Raw genomic sequence first — 19,784 nt, 5'->3', positions numbered from 1 at the left:
TTCTGAAGTGGTAGAATATTCCATTAACATAAGCTTGGCGGGAGGAATAGGCTGCGGTAATACATTGTAGCACAGCCGGAAAATACATATTTATTGTGTGAAAGTTTTTTATATTAGATATAAAACCAAATAACCTATTGTATGACGAGGAAAATTACCAGGGCATTCTGTATGCTTTTAATGGTCTTTGGCACAGCTATGCTTGCAAAGGCTCAAGACATTGTGATAAGTGGTACAGTAACGGACAAATCGACGAGGGCTCCACTGGCGGGGGTCAGCATTACTGTTAAAGGTACGGCCAACGGGGCCGCCTCTGTTCAAAACGGGTCATTCTCGCTAAATGTCCGACAGGCGCCGGCAACATTAGTATTCTCGTATGTGGGGTATGGCACAGTAGAGCGGCAGGTTAGCAGCTCGAGTACTAATCTTTCTGTTGAATTGGAGGAGACTACGTTTTTAGGACAGGAAGTTGTGATTTCTGCATCCCGGACACCGGAGCGGATTCTGGAATCTCCAGTTTCTATTGAACGGATCAGTGCATCTGCAGTGCGGGATTTGCCTGCAGCGACATTCTATGATGCCTTGGCCAACTTGAAGGGCGTGGAGATGAGCGCCCAGAGTTTAACCTTTAAATCTGTGAACACAAGAGGTTTTAATTCTAATGGTAACACTAGATTTAACCAGTTTGTTGATGGAATGGACAATCAGGCACCAGGATTAAACTTCTCTGTAGGCAACATTGTAGGACTTTCCGAACTGGATGTAGACAATGTAGAGCTCCTTCCGGGAGCGGCTTCAGCTTTATATGGGGCTGGCGGAATTAATGGTACGCTATTGATGACTTCCAAAAATCCCTTTGATTATCAAGGAGCAAGCTTTGCTTTCAAGACAGGCGTCAATCACGTGAACGATGATAACGCGGGCACACAGCAGTTCAACCAGCTTGATGTCCGTTTGGCAAAAGCCTGGAACAATAAGTTCGGTATCAAAACGGCTTTTTCATTTTTGCAGGCAAAAGATTGGGGCGCAACAGACACCAGGAACTTTGACAGGACAGCGCGGCAGCTTAAGGGCGGTGACCGGAATACCGATCCCAACTATGATGGGGTGAATGTTTATGGTGATGAGATCAGTCAGAACATGCTCAACGTGGCCCGGAGTGTGGAAAACCAAACCGTGGCAGGTGTGCTGCAAGCTACAGGCGGAACACTAAACATAAAACAGCTCATGGATGCCCGATTACCGCAGAACGCTACACCAGGGCAACAAGCGCAGTTCCTGGGCAGTTTGCCGGAAGCTTTAAGGCCTGCGATTCAAAACTACCTGCCTTTTTACTTTGGATTGAGGAATGACCTGATTCCTAATCAAGCGGTTTCCAGAACCGGTTATGCGGAGCAGGACTTGGTAGACTATGATACCAAATCATTGAAGGCAAACACTTCCTTGCATTACCGTTTCACGGACAAAGTTGAAGCTGTAGCACAGGTAAACTGGGGAACGGGAACATCGGTATATACCGGAACAGACCGGTACTCGTTACGGAATTTCTCTATCGGGCAGTTCAAGCTTGAACTTAAGGGTTCGGACTTCTTTTTGCGTGCATATACGACGCAGGAACGATCTGGGGACGCTTACAATGCAACGATTCTTGGAACGTTCATCAATGAGGCATGGAAGCCTTCCACCACCTGGTTTCCGCAGTACATCGGAAACTATATTGGCGCGATCGCAGCGGGGCAGCCAGATGCTACGGCTCAGCAATTTGCCCGCTCACAGGCTGACGTTGGCCGTTTGATCCCTGGTACACCGGGCTTTGAAAGTGCGAAGATCGCGATCACCGAACGCTCAATAGGTCCTCAAAATGGCGCTAAGTTCAATGATAAGACCAACCTGTACCACTATGAAGGTATGTACAACTTTTCTAACATCTTCAATAATGTGGTGGAATTTCAGGTTGGCGCATCTTACCGGAACTATTTTCTACATTCCGATGGTACCATCTTTGATGATGCCACCCGTGACATCACGATAGAGGAATATGGCGCGTTTGGGCAAATTGGAAAGAAGTTGTTGAATGATAAGCTTAAACTTACTTTCGCTGGCCGGTATGATAAAAGCCAGAACTTCGAAGGACGCTTTACCCCAAGGATTACCGGCGTATTGACGGTTGCACCAAATAATAACATCCGTGCTTCCTACCAAACCGGTTATCGAAACCCAACCACTCAAGACCAGTATATTGACCTTGCTGTGGGTGGGGGAGCGACACGCCTGATTGGTGGATTGCCGGAGCTGCTTAGCAAATATAACCTGATTGGCAACCCTGCAGTAACGTCTGAAAGTTACCGGGCTTTGCTGGCCTCTGCTGCGGCAGGCACACCAAATCCCGGTGTGCTGGAAACGTATACCTTTGATGCCAGGGGGGTACGTCCGGAAAGTGTACAATCCTATGAGTTGGGTTATAAAGGACTTCTAGGTTCTAAGCTGTTGATCGATACCTATGGTTATTATAGCATTTACAGTGATTTCATCAGTGCTGTGGAAATTTACCAGAATCCTTTGGCTACGGCAGTGAAATTCAATGTGCCGGTAAACCTGACTGAAGATGTGAAAACCTACGGTGGCGCGTTCGGGCTGGACTATATTCTAGGAAAATACAATTTGAGCGGTAATGTTTCTTACAACAAGATCAGCGATATTCCGGCTAACTTCATCAACACCTTTAATACACCGGAACTACGATACAATTTTGGATTTGGTAATCGTGAGATCATCAAGAATGTAGGTTTCAACTTACAATACAGATGGCAGGAGAAATTTACCTGGAACTCTACATTCGGCTCGGGCGATGTACCAGCATTTGGTACACTTGACGGGCAGGTTAGCTTTAAAATTCCGTCGATCAACTCTACCCTTAAATTTGGGGGATCGAACCTGCTGAACAAATATTATAGTACATCATTCGGAAACCCATTAGTTGGTGCAGTCTACTACACCTCGATCACCTTTAACCCATAAAAGCTTATTTTATCAACTTTGAAGCCTGGAATTTATTCCGGGCTTTTTTATTTTTAATTATTAGACAAAAACCATCTTACTGATTTTAATGTTGATCTTTAGCTTAGTTCAGCGGGAAACCTGTTCTTCTTAGAAATCAAAAAACCTTCTAGAAGTTTTGGTATACCACTAAACTTGTAATTACACCATAATGGATAGCTCAGAAACTAATATATCTTCCACAAAGACATCCTTCAATCAGGCGCTGCAAGGTGCTGGCGCCAATAACACCGTTTGGGTTCACAGCTTATTTACCGATTTTGATGTGGCTCTGTTTGTTTCAGGCAAGCATTTTCGCTTGTATGAAAAGTTGGGCGCTCAGGTCTTGAAGTTAAATGGCACCGAGGGTACCTACTTTGCGGTCTGGGCACCCAATGCAAAACAGGTGAATGTTGCGGGAACATTTAATGAATGGAGCAAAACTAGTCATCAACTCTACAAACGTTGGGATGCTTCGGGGATCTGGGAGGGTTTTATCCCAGGCGTAAAGCACGGCAGCTTGTATAAGTATGCGATTCATAGCTTTGAGGGAAACTGGCTGGAAAAGGGAGATCCTTTCGCAAGGCGCTGGGAGCTTCCACCTGGAACGGCATCTGTAGTTTGGGATACAAATTATAAGTGGAAGGATAAAAACTGGTTGAAAAAGCGGGTAAAAATCAATGCGCTTGATCAGCCGATTTCGGTCTATGAGGTGCATTTAGGCTCTTGGAAACGCGATCCTTCTGAACCTTCAAGGATTCTGACCTATAAGGAAGTTGCAGATACCCTGGTGTCGTATGTTCTGGAAATGGGATTCACGCATGTCGAGTTGATGCCCGTAATGGAGTATCCATATTTTCCCTCCTGGGGATATCAGATCACAGGTTATTATGCTGCAAGTTCGATGCATGGTACGCCAGAGGAGTTGATGTATTTGATAGAAGCACTGCACAAAGCCAATATCGCAGTGATCATGGATTGGGTACCTTCTCATTTTCCGGGTGATGCCCATGGGCTGTATAAGTTCGACGGTACCCATCTTTATGAACATGCTGACATGCGCAAGGGCTTTCATCCGGATTGGAAATCCTATATTTTCAATTATGATCGTAATGAAGTTCGCTCGTTCCTGATCAGCAATGCGATGTTTTGGATAGATCAGTATCATGCCGACGGGCTGCGGGTGGATGCGGTTGCATCAATGTTGTACTATACGTTTTCGAGAAAGCCGGAAGATGCAGGTACCAACATTCATGGGGGACCCGAAAACCTTGGGGCAATCCAGTTCTTGCAGGATATGAATGAAGCAATTTACTCGAATTTTGAGGGCGTACAAACCATTGCTGAAGAAAGCAGCACCTATCCAGGTGTGACGCGGCCAGTTTCTGAAAATGGCCTTGGCTTCGGCATGAAGTGGATGATGGGCTGGATGAACGATACGCTGAAGTATTTCAAACTCGATCCCATCAATCGAAGCTACCATCACCATAGACTTACGTTTTCCATTACTTATGCCTTCACCGAGCGTTTTATGCTGCCCTTCTCACATGATGAGGTGGTACATGGTAAATCTTCGATGATCTATAAGATGCCAGGTAATGAATGGGAGAAGTTCGCAAACCTGCGTGCATTGTACTTATATATGTTTACCCAGCCAGGTACAAAACTGTTGTTCATGGGGAATGAATTCGCACAAAATAGTGAGTGGAACTTCAAAAAGTCTTTGGATTGGCACCTGCTGCAATATGAATCCCATGCCGGAATGCAGCGTACCGTACAAGCCTTGAATGCCTTTTACAGATCGGAACCGGCGCTATACGAGAAGAGCTTCTCTTATGATGGTTTTGAATGGATCAATGCGGATGATGTACAACATTCGGTGTACATCTATATGCGAAAAGGTAAAAAAGAGAAGGACACCCTTGTTGTTCTAATCAACCTGACACCGGTGCCTAGAAATCATTACAAGATTGGTGTGCCTGGTAAGTCCAAGTGGAAACAGGTGTTTAACACCGATGATGAAACGTTTTTTGGGGCAGGCCGAACGGTGACCACTCCATATGTTCCGACGGCAGATGTCTGCTATGGTCTACCATATTCGATCTATATTGATCTTCCGCCGCTTACAGGGATCGTGCTGAAACAAACGAAATAAAAAAAGGGATGTTCTTACGAGCATCCCTTTTTCATGTTATTAATATTTTAGATGGTTGCATAGTGCTCAACGAATTTAGCTAAAGCAGCAGAATAGCCCATTTCGTTATCATACCATGAAACAACTTTTACAAAGTTTTCATTCAATGCGATACCTGCATCAGCATCAAAAATAGATGCATGCTCATCACCGATGAAATCAGATGAAACAACCTGATCTTCAGTGTAACCAAGAACACCCTTCAAGTAGCCTTCAGAAGCTTCTTTCATTGCATTTTTGATGTCTTCGTAAGTAGCTGGTTTTTCCAAACGTACCGTTAAATCAACAACAGAAACGTCAGCTACAGGAACACGGAAAGCCATACCCGTAAGTTTACCCTTTAATTCAGGGATAACTTTAGTAACAGCTTTAGCTGCGCCAGTTGCAGAAGGAATGATGTTAGAGTAAGCACCACGACCACCTCTCCAGTCTTTAGCAGAAGGTCCGTCAACAGTTTTCTGCGTTGCAGTTACCGCGTGAACTGTGCTCATTAAACCTTCAACAATACCGAACTTATCGTTAAGTACTTTTGCGATTGGGGCAAGACAGTTTGTTGTACAAGATGCGTTGGAAACAATCGTCTGGTCAGCCGTTAATTTATCATGGTTAACGCCCATTACGTAAGTTGGGATAGAATCATCTTTTGCTGGAGCAGAAAGAACAACTTTCTTAGCACCTGCCTGGATGTGTTTCTTAGCATCAGCTTCCGTTAAGAATAAACCAGTTGACTCGATTACTACGTCAACACCAACTTCATCCCATTTAAGGTTTGCAGGATCTTTTTCAGCAGTGATACGGATGGTTTTACCATTTACCACTAAGTGTCCGTTTTCAACCTCAATGGTGCCATCAAAACGGCCGTGTGTTGAATCATATTTCAACATATAAGCCATGTAAGTTGGTTCTACAAGATCGTTTATCGCAACAACATCTAATCCTCTTTTAAGTGCAGCCCTGAAAACCAGTCTGCCAATACGACCAAAGCCGTTTATTCCAATTTTGCTCATTGTACTAATTTGAATAATAGTTTAATAAATTATATATAGGTTCTTTTATAATTGTGGTGATGTTGATGTTATGTTTCTCTGCGACGGTTAGAAGGCGATCTTCAAACTGTCCGGCAACACTACCAATAAAATGTATTTCTTGTTCAGGATATGCCTTTATTGTAGGTAACAAGTAGGTCTTCATAAATTGATCAAATCCTTGATCGATCATTTCCTGTATTGCAGGATGAGACCTGTGTTCTACAAAAAAGTCGAAGAATGAGCTTAAGAATTGCTCGGGCATCGGCTTTCTATATATTTTTTCAAGAATCAGTGGCCGGTCTAAGTTTGACTTCTGCGTAAAAGCTTTGTGCAGGTCCTTTGGTAGTTTGCCCTGGATAAACTTTTTCAGCAGCGTCTTGCCTAAATGGATCGAGGAGCCCTCGTCACCAAGGATAAAACCTAATCCAAAATTGTTTTGTTTTGGAATAGTTCCATTAAAATAGGCACAATTTGAACCGCTTCCGAGCACCGCTACGATTCCACTGTTGTTATAGCATGCTGCAACTGCAGCACCATACAGATCATCCTTAACGGTGATCTCACTATACTTGAAGAACTTTGAAAGAATCAATGCAAGCTCCCTGCTACGTGCTTCGCTGCTTGCACCAGAAGCAAAGACATAGATCTTCTTGATGCGTTCCGCATTATTTATGAGGATCGATTTTTTATTCAGGGCATCTAAGATCGTCTTCTCATTGTTATGGCATGGATTGATACCGGGCATCGTACATTCTGCAACTGTCTTGCCCTCGCGGGCGATTTTCCAATGTGCAGCTTTCGAGCCACTGTATACCACTGCTACCATATCAGATCGATAATACCTTAGTCATTTCTAACAGATCGTCCTCGAGCTTAAAGGAATGTTCGGTAAGTGCTTCGTCAAGGCTAGTCACTTTTACATCATTACCGCGAAGTCCAACCATCGCTGCGGTCGTTCCTTTGAAGAGTTCATTCACCGCTGCAAAGCCTAATCGACTGCCTAAAATCCGGTCGGCACTGCTCGGGCTACCACCACGTTGTAAGTGGCCAAGGATGGTAACTTTGGTGTCGTAATGATTGAAGCGCTCCTTTACTTTTTTGGCGATATCATAGGCGCCACCAGCTTTATGACCTTCGGCAACGATTACAATACTGGAGGATTTCTTTGTCAAAGCACCAATTTCAAGTTGATTTACCAACTCGTCGATACTGGTTTGTTTTTCAGGAAGTAGTACAGCTTCTGCACCCGAAGCAATGCCGCTTCTTAGTGCAATGCATCCAGAATCACGGCCCATAACTTCAATAAAAAAGAGCCGGTCGTGTGCGTCTGCAGTATCCCGTATCTTATCAATGGCTTCGATCACCGTATTCATAGCGGTGTCGTATCCAAGTGTGAAGTCAGATCCAAATAGGTCATTGTCAATCGTTCCAGGAACACCCATCACCTTTACACCAAATTTTTCAGAGAAAATCTTGGCTCCGGTGAAGGTTCCATCCCCCCCAATTACAACTAATCCGTCGATATTACGTGCTTTTAAGTTATTGTATGCCGTTTGCATGCCTTCTTCTGTCATGAAAGGTTTGCAACGTGCTGTTTTAAGAATTGTGCCACCTAAATGGATGATATTGCTTACGGAACGGGCATCCATTGGAATGATGTTATCATCAATAAGTCCTTGATATCCCTGTTTAACACCAAACATGTTAGCTCCGTTGAATATACCGGTACGAACAACTGCCCTTATACAGGCATTCATACCGGGAGCGTCTCCTCCAGAGGTTAGTACGGCAATATTATTTATATTTTGGTTCATATTTTAATTAAACGAATATAACGTGTATTTACTACACTAAGTAATTTATCTTGTTTTTTTTACATTAACTTGAACTTGCACTTAAAGAATAAATCGTCTGAATTTGGTATTTGCATTTGTGAAATACACTACTATTTATCTCCTGCGTAAATCTATCAGGAGCAAGATGTAAAAAATATTATAAAAACGGGAATAGAGTGGGGATAAATGGAATTCCGGGAAACACTTTTTGTTAGGCAAAGCGCAAAATATATTTACATTTACTGTGTTATTTACACTAACCCTGGTTTATAACGGAAATAATTAACTTTATATATTAACAAACTCAATTAATTTGAATTGCCGGATATAATTTCGGGATTTCAGGTTAAGATCAAACTTATTTATTTTGAAAGAAGAACTACCTCAATTTAATTCTACCTTTTCGATTGACTGCGTGATTTTCGGATTTGATGGTGGTGAACTGAAAATACTGTTAATTGAGCGTAATGAAGAGCCCTTTAAAGATTGGTGGGCACTACCTGGAAACCTGGTAAGAGCAAACGAAAGTCTTGATCAATCAGCATCCCGAATCTTGAACGAACTTACGGGACTGGGTGATATCTACATGGAACAATATTATACTTTCGGTGATCCGGACCGTCACCCGCAAGGTAGGGTGGTTAGTATTGCCTATTACGCATTATTACGCTTAGGTGGTGATAAGGCACTTAAGCCAATCAGCACTTATGCTAAACAGGCCCACTGGGTGAATGTTAAAGATCTTCCCAAACTCGCGTTCGACCACCAACAGATCTTTGATAAAGGATTGGAAAAGATTAAACGCCGGATTAAACATCAGCCGATTGCATTCGAATTGCTGCCCGAAAAGTTCACCCTCACGCAATTGCAAAACGTTTATGAGTTAATCCTCGGAAAAAAGCTTGATAAACGGAACTTCAGGAAGAAAATGTTGAGCTTTGGTGTGCTGAGAGATCTGGAGGAAAAGCAAAAGGGCGTTTCTTTCAGAGCTGCTACCTTATATCGCTTTGACAAGCGAAAGTATGCGAAGCTTTTCGGCAAAGAAATATCGTTTTAGCGAGCTGGTAAGGGCGGCATATAGGCACTTGAGGCAACAGCCTGGTAGCTAAGGAACTTTAAACTCCGTTACTACACGACTTATAACAAAAACGCCGGACATGATTCATGTCCGGCGTTTTTGTTATATCAAATTGCGAATTACAGTTTAGTCATTTTTGACGTTCTTAAATGGTAGTCAACCAAATCATCTATAGGGGAGCGAATGATTTTTCCGATACCCATTTCATATTTGTCTGCAACAACGCTTAAGATATCTCTAAAGCTGTAACCAACAGATCCAATTACGTTTAACTTATAGTCTTTGTAGTTTGGATAGTGAATTACCAGATTTTCAAAAAATGCACTGAATGCGTAGTTAACGGTATTAAATGTATACTCTTCGTAGCTGTCTTTAAAATCGTACAAGAATTTGCTAAAGCTTGCACAAAAACGGTTAGGAAGTGGTTTGTTGTAGATGTTGTCGAATATATCCTCGTTAGTTAATGCGAAATTATCGTAGAAAGCTTCTCTCAATCCTTTTGGCATGTAGCCTTTCATGTAGTCAGCAAGTATTCTTTTGCCGATAAAACATCCGCTACCTTCATCACCTAAGAAGTAGCCAAGCGAATCGATGTTTAAAGAGATGTCTTTACCATCATAAAGGCAGGTGTTTGTTCCTGTACCCAAGATTGCTGCAAATCCTGCTTCGTCACCCAATAGTGCTCTGCAAGAAGCCAACAGATCGTGGCCGATATTGATCTCCGCATTTGGGAAGATTTGTTGCATGGCGTCAGCAACTATTTTTTTGTTCGCGTCTGTTGAACAGCCGGCACCATAATAGTAAACTTCAGTAAGTTTTTCGGTTTCTAAATGGTCAGGTAAACCTACTTTTAGTGAACCTACTATATATTCTGTATTGGAGAAATATGGATTGTACCCTTCTGTATTAAATAGAATTTTTCTTCCGGCTTCGTTAATTAAACACCAATTGGTTTTGGTGGAACCTCCATCTGCAATAACTATCATGTTAATTTAAATTTTTCGGGATAAATGTAGAAATTCTTAATTCGTTGAGATTAGTTTTTTTCATAATTTATTTTTTTCAGTGTTTCTAAAAGTTAGACATTAGGTTAAAAGTAGGTTATGATTTGGTTAAGGGAGGACCAAAAAGTATTAAATAATTGATGGTTCGGCCCTAAAATTACGTTTGTTATTCTCATTTCCAAATTTTACGGGGCGATTGAGACACATTTTGTTACGTTTTATCTCATCTATTGCGCCTGCTTTTAGGTACTATAGCGCTGTAAATAAATCAGGTGTAATACATTGTATGCAGAAATCCGGCACATGCGTGTATGGATCTTCAAAAATTGAAGTGTAAAATTTTAAATGCTTAATGTAATGCAGTGTTACATTTTCAATATTTGTGATAAACCACATCAATTATTTAACAAGTAGACGATATGATCAACAAAATAGATTTCCGAAGTGATACCGTTACCAAGCCGACAGCCGAAATGCGGGAAGCCATGATGCAGGCGAAGGTGGGGGATGATGTTTTTGAGGAAGATGAAACAGTGAATGCGCTAGAAGCTAAACTCAGCCGGATGTTTAATATGGAAGCTGGACTATTCTGTCCCTCAGGCACCATGACCAATCAGATCGCGATCAAATGTTTCACAAATCCAATGGACGAGGTCATTTGCGACCAGACCGCTCACGTGTACCGCTATGAGGGAGGCGGAATTGCCTACAACTCACTTGCTTCCGTACGGCTCCTGCATGGCGAGCGCGGTATACTGACTACTGACCTGATAGAACCTGAAATCAACGAGGAGAATATACACTATCCAAATTCTACATTGGTTGTGCTTGAAAACACGGTGAACAAAGGTGGCGGAGCATGTTATACATTGGATCAGATTGCACCCATACACAACCTTTGTAAGATCAAGGGGCTAAAACTGCACCTGGATGGTGCACGCTTATTTAATGCGTTGATTGCAACTGGCGACAAGGCAGAAGACTATGGGCAGTATTTTGATGGGATATCGATCTGTTTGTCGAAAGGCCTTGGCGCGCCAGTCGGGTCGGTGCTACTTGGCTCAAAGGAGACGATTAATAAAGCAAAGAAAATCCGGAAGGTCTTTGGCGGCGGAATGCGGCAGGCAGGCTTTTTAGCCGCTGCAGGGATTTACGCCCTTGACCATCATGTGCATAGGTTAAAAACCGACCATTCCAGGGCCAAAGCGATCGCGAAAACCTTGTCTGAACTGAGCTGGGTAAATGCTGTCATGCCCGTTGAAACAAACATCATTATTTTTCAGGTTAAGCCCAAGTATGCCGCAATCGACGTGGTGCGTAAACTGACGGAGAAAGGAATCTTGTGCAATACGACGAATAGAGATACCATCCGCTTTGTACTGCATCTTGATATTTCGTCTGAGATGGTTGACCGCGCAATTGAAATCCTGTTACATTTGTATCCATAAACAAGAAACCTGTTCATGAAGAAAATTCTGATTGCCAATAGGGGTGAGATCGCCCTGAGGATCATGCGTTCAGCGAAAGAAATGGGCATCGCCACGGTTGCTGTTTATTCGGAAGCCGATCGGACCGCTTTGCATGTCCAATATGCGGACGAAGCCATCTGTATCGGCCCTGCAGCTTCTAATCAATCGTATCTGCTCAGGCATAAAATTATTGAAGCCTGCAAAGTCAGCGGTGCGGATGCAATCCACCCGGGATATGGATTTCTTTCTGAAAACGCAGAGTTTGCAAGGCAGGTGGTTGCTGCCGGAATAACGTTCATCGGGCCTACACCAGAGGCTATGGAAGTCATGGGTAACAAGTTGTCTGCAAAAGCTGCAGCGTTGAAGTACAACATCCCGATGGTTCCCGGTACGGAGGAAGCAATTACCGATGTGGAAGAAGCCAAAAATCGGGCAGTGGAAGTCGGATTTCCAATTCTGATCAAGGCGGCCGCTGGAGGTGGCGGTAAAGGAATGCGTATAGTCGATAAGGTGGAGGATTTTCTGGAGCAGATGCAGCTTGCAGTCAGTGAAGCTACTTCGGCTTTCGGCGATGGTGCCGTTTTCATAGAGCGTTACGTTTCCTCTCCAAGGCACATTGAAATACAGGTGCTTGGAGATATGCATGGCAACATTGTTCATCTATTTGAACGTGAGTGCTCCGTCCAACGGAGGCATCAGAAGGTCATTGAAGAAGCCCCCTCATCGGTGCTTACGCCTGAAATCCGTGCAAAGATGGGCAAGTGTGCCGTGGATGTTGCCCGGGCGGTCAATTATGTTGGCGCTGGTACAGTGGAATTTATCCTTGATGAAAATCTCGACTTCTTTTTCCTGGAGATGAATACAAGGCTGCAGGTTGAACACCCGGTTACGGAGATGATCACCGGGCTCGATCTTGTTAAAGAACAGATTAAGATCGCCAGGGCCGAAGCACTAAGTTTCACTCAGGAGGATCTGAAGATAAATGGACATGCAATAGAACTTCGGGTGTATGCTGAAGACCCGGCGAATAACTTTTTGCCCGATATTGGTACATTGGCAACGTACAAGACGCCGAAAGGTAATGGTGTTCGTGTTGATGATGGATTTGAACAAGGTATGGAAATACCCATCTACTATGATCCGATGATTGCCAAGCTAATCACCTTTGGCGCCACAAGAACAGAAGCGATCGAGCGGATGGTTCGAGCAATCTCAGAATATGAGATTACCGGGATACAGACTACACTTGGCTTCGGTAAGTTCGTAATGTTACACGAAGCATTTCGTTCGGGAAATTTCGATACACATTTTGTAAGCAAGTACTACCAGCCCAAATCGGAAATAGCCATGGACGAGTATGAAGCCTTGATTGCTGCAGTTATTGCAGTACAAGCATTAAACAAACAAACAGCATCCTCAATTGCAGTTGAAAGCTTATCTGCTAATCATTGGAGAAAAAACAGATTATATAAATAACATGTTTACAGGAATAATCGAAACACTTGGAACCGTCGAGGCCGTGCGAAAGGAACAGGACAATGTACACTTCACCGTAACCTCCGAGATTGGCCAGGAACTGAAAATAGATCAAAGTGTGTCTCACAATGGTGTGTGTCTTACGGTAGTTGCTCTTGATGCTGATACCCATACCGTGACCGCTATTCAAGAGACATTAGATAAAACTAATCTTGGGGAGCTTGAAGTTGGTTCAAGAGTTAACCTGGAACGTTGCATGCAAATGAATGGCCGTTTGGATGGCCATATCGTGCAAGGCCATGTTGATCAGACAGCGGTGTGTGTGAAAAAAGAAGAACTAGAGGGTAGCTGGGAATACCGTTTCAAATATGATGCTGCGGGCGGCAATGTGACGGTTGAAAAAGGTTCCATCTGTGTAAACGGCATTAGCTTAACTGTCGTTAACTCATCAGCTGATGAGTTTTCTGTTTTTATAATCCCTTATACGCATGAACATACCAACCTGAATTCGGTTGAAGTAGGTTCTACGGTGAACCTGGAATTTGATATTATCGGAAAATATGTCGCCCGCCTATTAAATAAGTAGCAGCATTATTTACTTAGTACTTTAATTCTGTCTTTAACATAGCTAATGTTTTCAGTGGATTGCTTTTCATCCAGATTGCCTTCCATGTATTTCTTGTAGTAGCGCAGTGCTGCAGCTTTGTTTTTGATTTTGAAGTCATTAAGCAAGCCCAGGCTATAGTAAACATTGCTGCTTGGACTATATTGAAGGCTTCTTAAATAGGCGCTCTGCGCGGATCTGTAAAATCCGGAACGCTCTTGTAAATACGCCAGCATAGCGTAATAGCTTCCCGTGTTCGGTGAAATAGAAGCTACAATTGTTGCATTCGTATATGCACGGGCATTCTTCAGGTCATTTAACTTTTCGTAGCATATGGCGGTGTAGTATAAACTGGATTCAGTAGCCTCAACTCTTCTTTCCAGTACTTTAAATAGGCTAATTGCCTTTTTGAAGTCCTTTTTTTCCATGGCGAGTTTACCCATGCTATTGATCACGAAGGATGAACTGTCGCCATTTAGCAGCAACATTTCTCCAGCTTCCTGCGCCTCGTCCAATTTCTTTAACGATACACAGAGTGGAAGCCTGGCCTTTAGCAGCAGATAATTGCTCGTGTCTGCCTCCCATGCATGCTTCAGAACCTGATATGCTACGGTTAGTTGCTTTTGTTTGCTCAATTCGGTGGCCAGCTCATAGGCAACATCGCCATCTGTCGGCTTAATTTGATTGGCTTTGGTAAGATATTGCATCTTTTCAATAGGGTCATCTAAACTGTTCGCCAGCAGCTTAAGTGCCCTGAAATTGTTGCTGTCTACAGCCAGCACCTGCCTGTAAAATCCTCTGGCTTTTTCTTCATTTCCTCTCTTGGCGTAAATGCTTGCGAGGCTAAATAGTACAGCTATGTTTTTGGCATCCGCCTGGCTTAGCTTTATATACTGCGCCTCGGCAACCTTGAGGTCACCAGCCATATTACTGGCATAGGCGAGCATTGCAGTTGCTTTTAGGTCCTCGGGATCCGCGCCAAATACATGTTTGAGCAATTTGGCAGCCTCGTCATACCGTTGAGACTGATAATATTCCAGTAATTGTTCCTGCTCGGTAGTTTTCAATGCTTGTGCAATTGAGAAAGAGGAACAAAAAAATAACAGAACAAGCGTGCATATGTATTTCATAGAGCCATATGTTAATTATATAACTAATATATTAGTTATACTTTGAAATACAAAGCGTTTCTGGTCTGAATATTAACGGACGTGTGTCCCGTTGAACATGGCGGCAGGGAAAGCGGCACAATTTATAGCTCACACCCTTTTTGGTATGATTTTTTCTAAGCATGCACAAAAGGGTAGAAGTCCATTTAATCTGAAAATTATCTTAGTTTTACACGCAAACAAAACGTTCATATATGAAGAAAATATTATTATCAGTAGCAGTATTAATCGGAATTAGTTCTGCAGCCTTTAGCCAGGTATTGCCCAGTGTACAGGTGGGTTTGCGCGGTGGTGCTAACCTGTCGAATTTTAGCACAAACAATACTTTCAGCAGTGAAAATACAGCCGGATATTTCATAGGGCTTTATTCAAGATTTGGCGCTGGTGGTATTCATGCGCAACCGGAGATATATGTTGCTGGTAAAAATGCCGATCTCAAGAGTGCCGATGGTACAGAAGTTAATGAGGTTCGCTTTACCAGTATTGATGTTCCCGTTCTGATTGGAACCAAGATCGGCGCGGCAGGTGTTGGTGTACGCCTACAAACCGGACCAATGGTTTCATTTGTGTTGGATCAGTCGCAGTCTGCAAATCAAGCGACAAGTAAGATCTTTAATGGAAATTTCAAAGATCAAAACTTCGCATGGCAATTCGGCCTTGGTCTGGATGTCGGTAAATTAGGTGCCGATCTTCGCTACGAACTAGGCTTGAGCGATGTCGCAAAAGAAGGGTACCAAGACAGTAAAATGAGCTTGTTTACGCTTGGGCTTTCATATAGATTATTTTAAGTTTAATGTACGACACAAAAAAAGAGGCATTTAACAGCCTCTTTTTTTGTGTCTAAACTTTTGCAGGTCTAATTAATTAGATTTTTCAATTTCTTTAAGTTCATAGATAAATGCGCCTTTTATTGGTCTGATTGGTGATTCGTGGGCAATACTCAGTACTCTTACGAAGCATGCCCCAAAGTAAAAGATCATTGATGAGTAGAAAATAAAGAGCATAATTAAAATAACGGAACCGGAGGTCCCATAAATGCTTCCAATATTGCTAAGCGGCAGCATTATTCTCAGGATATACTTGCCGAGCGTAAATAGCACCCCGGTGAGTAGTCCTCCAATCATGGAATCTTTCCAGGTAGGGCGGCCATTCGTTAAAAATCGAAACATTACCGTGAACCAGGTCGACACAATTGCAATGAATACCAGCTGGTTCAATGCCGCATTAAGAACGCGGCTAAAGTTTGGCGAAGAGTCATTCAGGTACGATCCGATGAAGGCCTGGATACCATCTGTAAGCAGACCCACCGTAAAAAGGAAGCCTGCCAGGATGATGATAACCATAGACCGGGCACGCAGCTTCAACTTAAACATAAAACTGGAATGCGGTTTTATTCCAATCGACCATATCTGATCCATGGAGCCTTTAATCACGCTAAAAAGGGTGGTGGCGACAAACAGGAAGAATACAAAACTAATCATCGTTGCGATCCAGTTCTGGTCCACCGCTCTGATGTTTTCAAGCGTATTCCGGATTTGGTCGATGCTACTTTTATCCAGAATGTTTTCCAGCCGTTCAAACAACCGTTGAGCAAAGGTTTTTCGATCCATAAAGAAGCCGAAAAGCCGGATAAGGATAATCAAAATCGGGGGCAGTGCAAAGTTGGCGAAGAAGGCCGTCGCTCCCGCAAGTCGCAGCGGATCATTCTTCTGTAGCAAAGCGAAGGCTGCTTTGAATTGCAATAAAAATGTTCTTACGAAAGTAAACGTCATCTATTTTGGCCAGAATTGTTTTCGAATGTAATTAATTAATTTAAAACGAGCCTAAGATCCTTTTTAATTCCTTTGCATTGTAAACCGCGTGGGTATTGATGTCATTATTGAAATAAACGAAGGCTCGCTTTATATTTTTGGTGCTTAGTAGAATCTTAGAGAAACGCGTTAAAGCTTCATCGGTATAGCTGCTGGCGTAAACTTGTTCATCTCCATGAAAACGATAATATAGTAGGGCTGAGGTGTTAATTAGCTCGGCCGGAAAGTTTGGATGGCTCATGCCGCAGAAGCTTATGTTGTGTGCTTCAAACGCTTCAAATACCTCTTCGTTCCACCAACTCGGATGCCTGAACTCCATCACATTATTCATGCAAGGATCAAGGCTGTTTACAACTCTTTGAAGCTTTTCTCCTGAATACTGAAAATTTGGAGGCATTTGGAAAAGGCAACATGCGCATTTGTCCTGAAGCCCCGCTTTTACTGCGGTATAAAAATCCTGGAGCATCCCTTGGGTGCCAATGAACTTTTTGAACTGCGTGATCGCTCTCGGTGCTTTTACCGCAAATTGGAAGCCTGGTGGGCTTGTGTTGTACCATTGCTGCAAGTTCTCGACTCTGGGAAAGCGATAGAATGTGACGTTAAGTTCCAAGGTGTTGAAATGTTCACAATAGTAGCTGAACCAGTATTTCTGTGCGAGTTTATCGGGGTAGAACGAGCCTCTCCAATGTTTATAGTGGAATCCCGAACAGCCAATATGCGTAATAACCATGGGCATTTTACAGAAAAACAAGAAGCACTGGGCTGATGTTTGCAGTTTCCTAACCTGTTTTAGGAGGAAAATGGCGAATATTGCTTTTCAATATATAGCGAATATGAAAAGTAGTAAAATAAGATTCAGGGCTGCATGTTTGTTCGTTCTTCCGTTGATGTTACTTTCATCGTCGATTTTTGCGCAGGTGGAACGGATTGAGAACAAGTATAGCGCCTCCAGGTTTAAAGACTTCTTCAACCGAAATCATATAGATAGTATCTACAATCTATTTTCGCCGGACATGCAGGCAGCATTACCTAGGGAAAAAGCACATGAATTTCTTGGCGCATTGAAAGCGCAGGCTGGAGTCATCCGGCGTATGGATTTTAAAAGATATGATGGACCATATGCCTCCTATAAAACATCTTTCGGTAAAGGCACTTTTGCCGTGAATATCGCGCTGGATGCTAATCACCGGATAAACGGTTTTTTTGTTAAGCCATATGAAGACGATAGTCTGATTAAACCTGAGCGTACAACAACCTCGCTAAATCTTCCATTTAAGGGAGAATGGACCGTTGTTTGGGGTGGGGACACGAAAGAACTGAACTACCATGTAGAAGATACTGCACAGAAGAACGCCTTCGATTTTGTAATTACTGATGCAAAAGGAAAATCCTTCAAATCAACCGGGAAAACCAATGCGGATTATTATGCATTTGGACAGCCAATTTTTGCGCCTTGTGATGCGGAGGTGATTGATGTTATCGACGGGGTTATAGATAATAAACCTGGAGAGATGAACAAACTTGATATCACCGGAAATACGGTGGTGCTTAGAACCTCGAAGGATGAATACCTCTTCTTTGCGCATTTCAAACAACATTCTATTAAAGTGAAAAAGGGCATGCAAGTTAGCGCAGGTACCCTGCTGGGATTGTGCGGTAATTCTGGACATTCTTCTGAGCCACACCTACACTTCCATATTCAGAATACAAACGATTTGTTTTCTGGTACAGGGATTAAAGCTTATTTCGAATCAATAAAAGTAAATGGATCGGTTAGGAAAGATTACTCGCCGATTCAAAAGGATAAAATTAGCCCCGTAAAGTAACGGGCTGATCTTGAAAATTATGTATATGAATAACGTAGAAATCATTGAATACCAACCTGAATACCAAACAAGCTTTGAGCGTCTGAATAAGGCCTGGCTTGAAATGTATTTTACCCTCGAGCCGATCGACCGCTATGTGCTGGAACAACCTGAAGAAGCTATCCTCAAACCCGGGGGCATCATCTTGCTGGCGCGTTATGATGGCAAGATAATTGGTACTGTGGCCCTGAAGGTTATTGAGCCCGGGGTTTATGAGATGACAAAGATGTCTGTTGATCAAGCATACCAGGGAATTGGCGCAGGAAAGAAGTTATGCGCAGCTGCTATTGACAGAGCAAAGCAAATTAATGCCAAACGTTTGTTGCTTTATACAACAAGTATTCTCGAGACGGCCATCTCCATTTACAGGAAGCAAGGTTTTGTAGACGTACCACTTGAACCAGGTGTCTATGAACGTGCTAATGTAAAAATGGAATATCCACTTCATTAGCAGCGGAAATTAACCACATGGATTTGATGCCGGCTTTATGCCGGCATTTTTTGTGGCCAGTACTTTCAGGCATTGGGTGGAATAGAATTCTCAATTTGTATTATGCGAAAAATCCCCATACCGGAGCAGTATTTTCCCAATTTTCCTCATTTTACGCGTTTTTCACGCAGGATTTAGTTTTGGACAGTGCTAAAATAGGGTTGAAATTCCTTGTTTTTGGCTGTTTTTAGGTCCTTTTCTTAGGCTAGTAAAAATATTTTTAAATTTTTTCCGCTGGATGATAGTGTAGTCCTGCGTTAAACCACATGCGAGTTGGTTGTGATCTCCGCGGCCTTTGATCATGGGGTGTGTAGGTTAATCTATTAATTTTTAGTTAGTTGTGTGATGAATTTGGAGGCTTTTAGTTAAGGGTGCTTAACCATAAGTATTGGTTTTTATGGATGATGTTTGGTTGTTGTGTGCTGCTTTGCGGGGGGCTGTTGGGTGCTTAGTGTATTTTTTAGGGGCCTACTGTATTCAAATACGTAGCCAAAAAGTGTATATACCGTATAAATATTTTCAAATATGGTATAAATCCCAAAATGTTGCGTAATATTGCATTGTCAAACAACAACAAAAACATCACCCTATAAAATCACACAAAATGAGGTCTACCAGCCCAATCACAAACAACAAATTCAAAGCAGCAGCATTAGCATTAGCTTTATTCGCAACCACTTTCACCGCATGTAAGAAATCCGCAGATGAGGATTTTGCACCACAGG

16 protein-coding genes are annotated in these 19,784 nt (G+C 42.7%); 9 read left to right on the top strand and 7 right to left on the bottom strand.

Annotated features, from left to right (window positions below; translation table 11 throughout):
- The first annotated feature begins 141 nt into the window (after positions 1–141).
- Both ACTHQF_RS14030 and glgB read left to right on the top strand, forming a co-directional pair.
- A complete protein-coding gene (locus ACTHQF_RS14030) occupies positions 142–3,018 on the top strand; it encodes a TonB-dependent receptor domain-containing protein (RefSeq protein ID WP_440431033.1) in 2,877 nt (958 codons plus the stop codon).
- Positions 3,019–3,208: 190 nt separating this feature from the next.
- Positions 3,209–5,191: a 1,4-alpha-glucan branching protein GlgB gene (gene glgB, locus ACTHQF_RS14025; protein WP_440431032.1), complete on the top strand. Its 1,983-nt coding sequence runs from the start codon at positions 3,209–3,211 to the stop codon at positions 5,189–5,191.
- Between the two features lie 47 nt (positions 5,192–5,238).
- Here glgB and gap read toward each other — a convergent pair whose 3' ends face one another.
- The 3 genes from gap to pfkA are packed head-to-tail and all read right to left on the bottom strand — an operon-like array spanning position 5,239 to position 8,072.
- A complete protein-coding gene (gene gap / locus ACTHQF_RS14020) occupies positions 5,239–6,237 on the bottom strand; it encodes a type I glyceraldehyde-3-phosphate dehydrogenase (RefSeq protein ID WP_440431030.1) in 999 nt (332 codons plus the stop codon).
- A gap of 4 nt (positions 6,238–6,241) precedes the next feature.
- On the bottom strand, positions 6,242–7,084 hold the full coding sequence (locus ACTHQF_RS14015; protein ID WP_440431028.1) for a hypothetical protein: 843 nt from the start codon (positions 7,082–7,084) through the stop codon (positions 6,242–6,244).
- 1 nt (position 7,085) lies between these two features.
- Complete coding sequence (pfkA, locus tag ACTHQF_RS14010) at positions 7,086–8,072, bottom strand: 6-phosphofructokinase (RefSeq protein ID WP_440431026.1); 987 nt, start codon at positions 8,070–8,072, stop codon at positions 7,086–7,088.
- Positions 8,073–8,460: 388 nt separating this feature from the next.
- Between pfkA and ACTHQF_RS14005 the strand changes: the two genes are divergently transcribed.
- Entirely contained in the window at positions 8,461–9,150 is a 690-nt protein-coding gene (locus tag ACTHQF_RS14005) for an NUDIX hydrolase (RefSeq protein WP_440431024.1), read from the top strand.
- A gap of 140 nt (positions 9,151–9,290) precedes the next feature.
- On the opposite strand, the gene ACTHQF_RS14000 is transcribed toward ACTHQF_RS14005, so the two are convergent.
- Positions 9,291–10,157, bottom strand: a complete 867-nt coding sequence (locus ACTHQF_RS14000) for an N-acetylglucosamine kinase (protein WP_440431022.1) — start codon at positions 10,155–10,157, stop codon at positions 9,291–9,293.
- A gap of 437 nt (positions 10,158–10,594) precedes the next feature.
- Between ACTHQF_RS14000 and ACTHQF_RS13995 the strand changes: the two genes are divergently transcribed.
- Genes ACTHQF_RS13995 through ACTHQF_RS13985 form a run of 3 tightly spaced genes read left to right on the top strand, consistent with a single transcriptional unit; the run spans position 10,595 to position 13,706 of the window.
- Positions 10,595–11,623 (top strand): threonine aldolase family protein, encoded by a 1,029-nt coding sequence (locus ACTHQF_RS13995; protein ID WP_440431021.1) that lies wholly within the window; start codon positions 10,595–10,597, stop codon positions 11,621–11,623.
- A 15-nt stretch (positions 11,624–11,638) separates the two neighbouring features.
- Positions 11,639–13,120, top strand: coding sequence for an acetyl-CoA carboxylase biotin carboxylase subunit (gene accC / locus ACTHQF_RS13990; RefSeq protein WP_440431019.1), 1,482 nt, complete (start codon positions 11,639–11,641; stop codon positions 13,118–13,120).
- Position 13,121: 1 nt separating this feature from the next.
- Positions 13,122–13,706, top strand: a complete 585-nt coding sequence (locus ACTHQF_RS13985) for a riboflavin synthase (RefSeq protein ID WP_440431018.1) — start codon at positions 13,122–13,124, stop codon at positions 13,704–13,706.
- 5 nt (positions 13,707–13,711) lie between these two features.
- Here the strand turns inward: ACTHQF_RS13985 and ACTHQF_RS13980 are convergent, their stop codons facing one another.
- Entirely contained in the window at positions 13,712–14,791 is a 1,080-nt protein-coding gene (locus tag ACTHQF_RS13980) for a tetratricopeptide repeat protein (RefSeq protein ID WP_440431017.1), read from the bottom strand.
- Positions 14,792–15,087: 296 nt separating this feature from the next.
- Between ACTHQF_RS13980 and ACTHQF_RS13975 the strand changes: the two genes are divergently transcribed.
- Positions 15,088–15,681 carry a porin family protein gene (locus ACTHQF_RS13975; protein ID WP_440431015.1) on the top strand — a complete coding sequence of 198 codons (594 nt, stop codon included), beginning with the start codon at positions 15,088–15,090 and terminating at the stop codon, positions 15,679–15,681.
- Positions 15,682–15,753: 72 nt separating this feature from the next.
- On the opposite strand, the gene ACTHQF_RS13970 is transcribed toward ACTHQF_RS13975, so the two are convergent.
- Both ACTHQF_RS13970 and ACTHQF_RS13965 read right to left on the bottom strand, forming a co-directional pair.
- Positions 15,754–16,665, bottom strand: a complete 912-nt coding sequence (locus tag ACTHQF_RS13970; RefSeq protein WP_440431014.1) for a YihY/virulence factor BrkB family protein — start codon at positions 16,663–16,665, stop codon at positions 15,754–15,756.
- A 40-nt stretch (positions 16,666–16,705) separates the two neighbouring features.
- Positions 16,706–17,434, bottom strand: a complete 729-nt coding sequence (locus ACTHQF_RS13965) for a DUF72 domain-containing protein (protein WP_440431012.1) — start codon at positions 17,432–17,434, stop codon at positions 16,706–16,708.
- Between the two features lie 103 nt (positions 17,435–17,537).
- On the opposite strand from ACTHQF_RS13965, the gene ACTHQF_RS13960 reads away from it, so the two are divergent.
- Together ACTHQF_RS13960 and ACTHQF_RS13955 are read left to right on the top strand one after the other, a co-directional pair.
- A complete protein-coding gene (locus tag ACTHQF_RS13960; RefSeq protein ID WP_440431011.1) occupies positions 17,538–18,530 on the top strand; it encodes a peptidoglycan DD-metalloendopeptidase family protein in 993 nt (330 codons plus the stop codon).
- A 25-nt stretch (positions 18,531–18,555) separates the two neighbouring features.
- The gene (locus ACTHQF_RS13955) at positions 18,556–19,020 is read left to right on the top strand and encodes a GNAT family N-acetyltransferase (protein ID WP_440431009.1); all 465 of its coding nucleotides are present in this window, start codon (positions 18,556–18,558) and stop codon (positions 19,018–19,020) included.
- Positions 19,021–19,784: the final 764 nt, after the last annotated feature.

The sequence above is a fragment of the Pedobacter sp. SAFR-022 genome (genome assembly GCF_051965375.1).
In the GTDB taxonomy this organism is placed as follows: Bacteria; Bacteroidota; Bacteroidia; order Sphingobacteriales; family Sphingobacteriaceae; genus Pedobacter.
The sequence above is the reverse complement of the archived record's forward strand: the minus strand, read 5'-3'. Positions and strand labels throughout refer to the sequence as shown.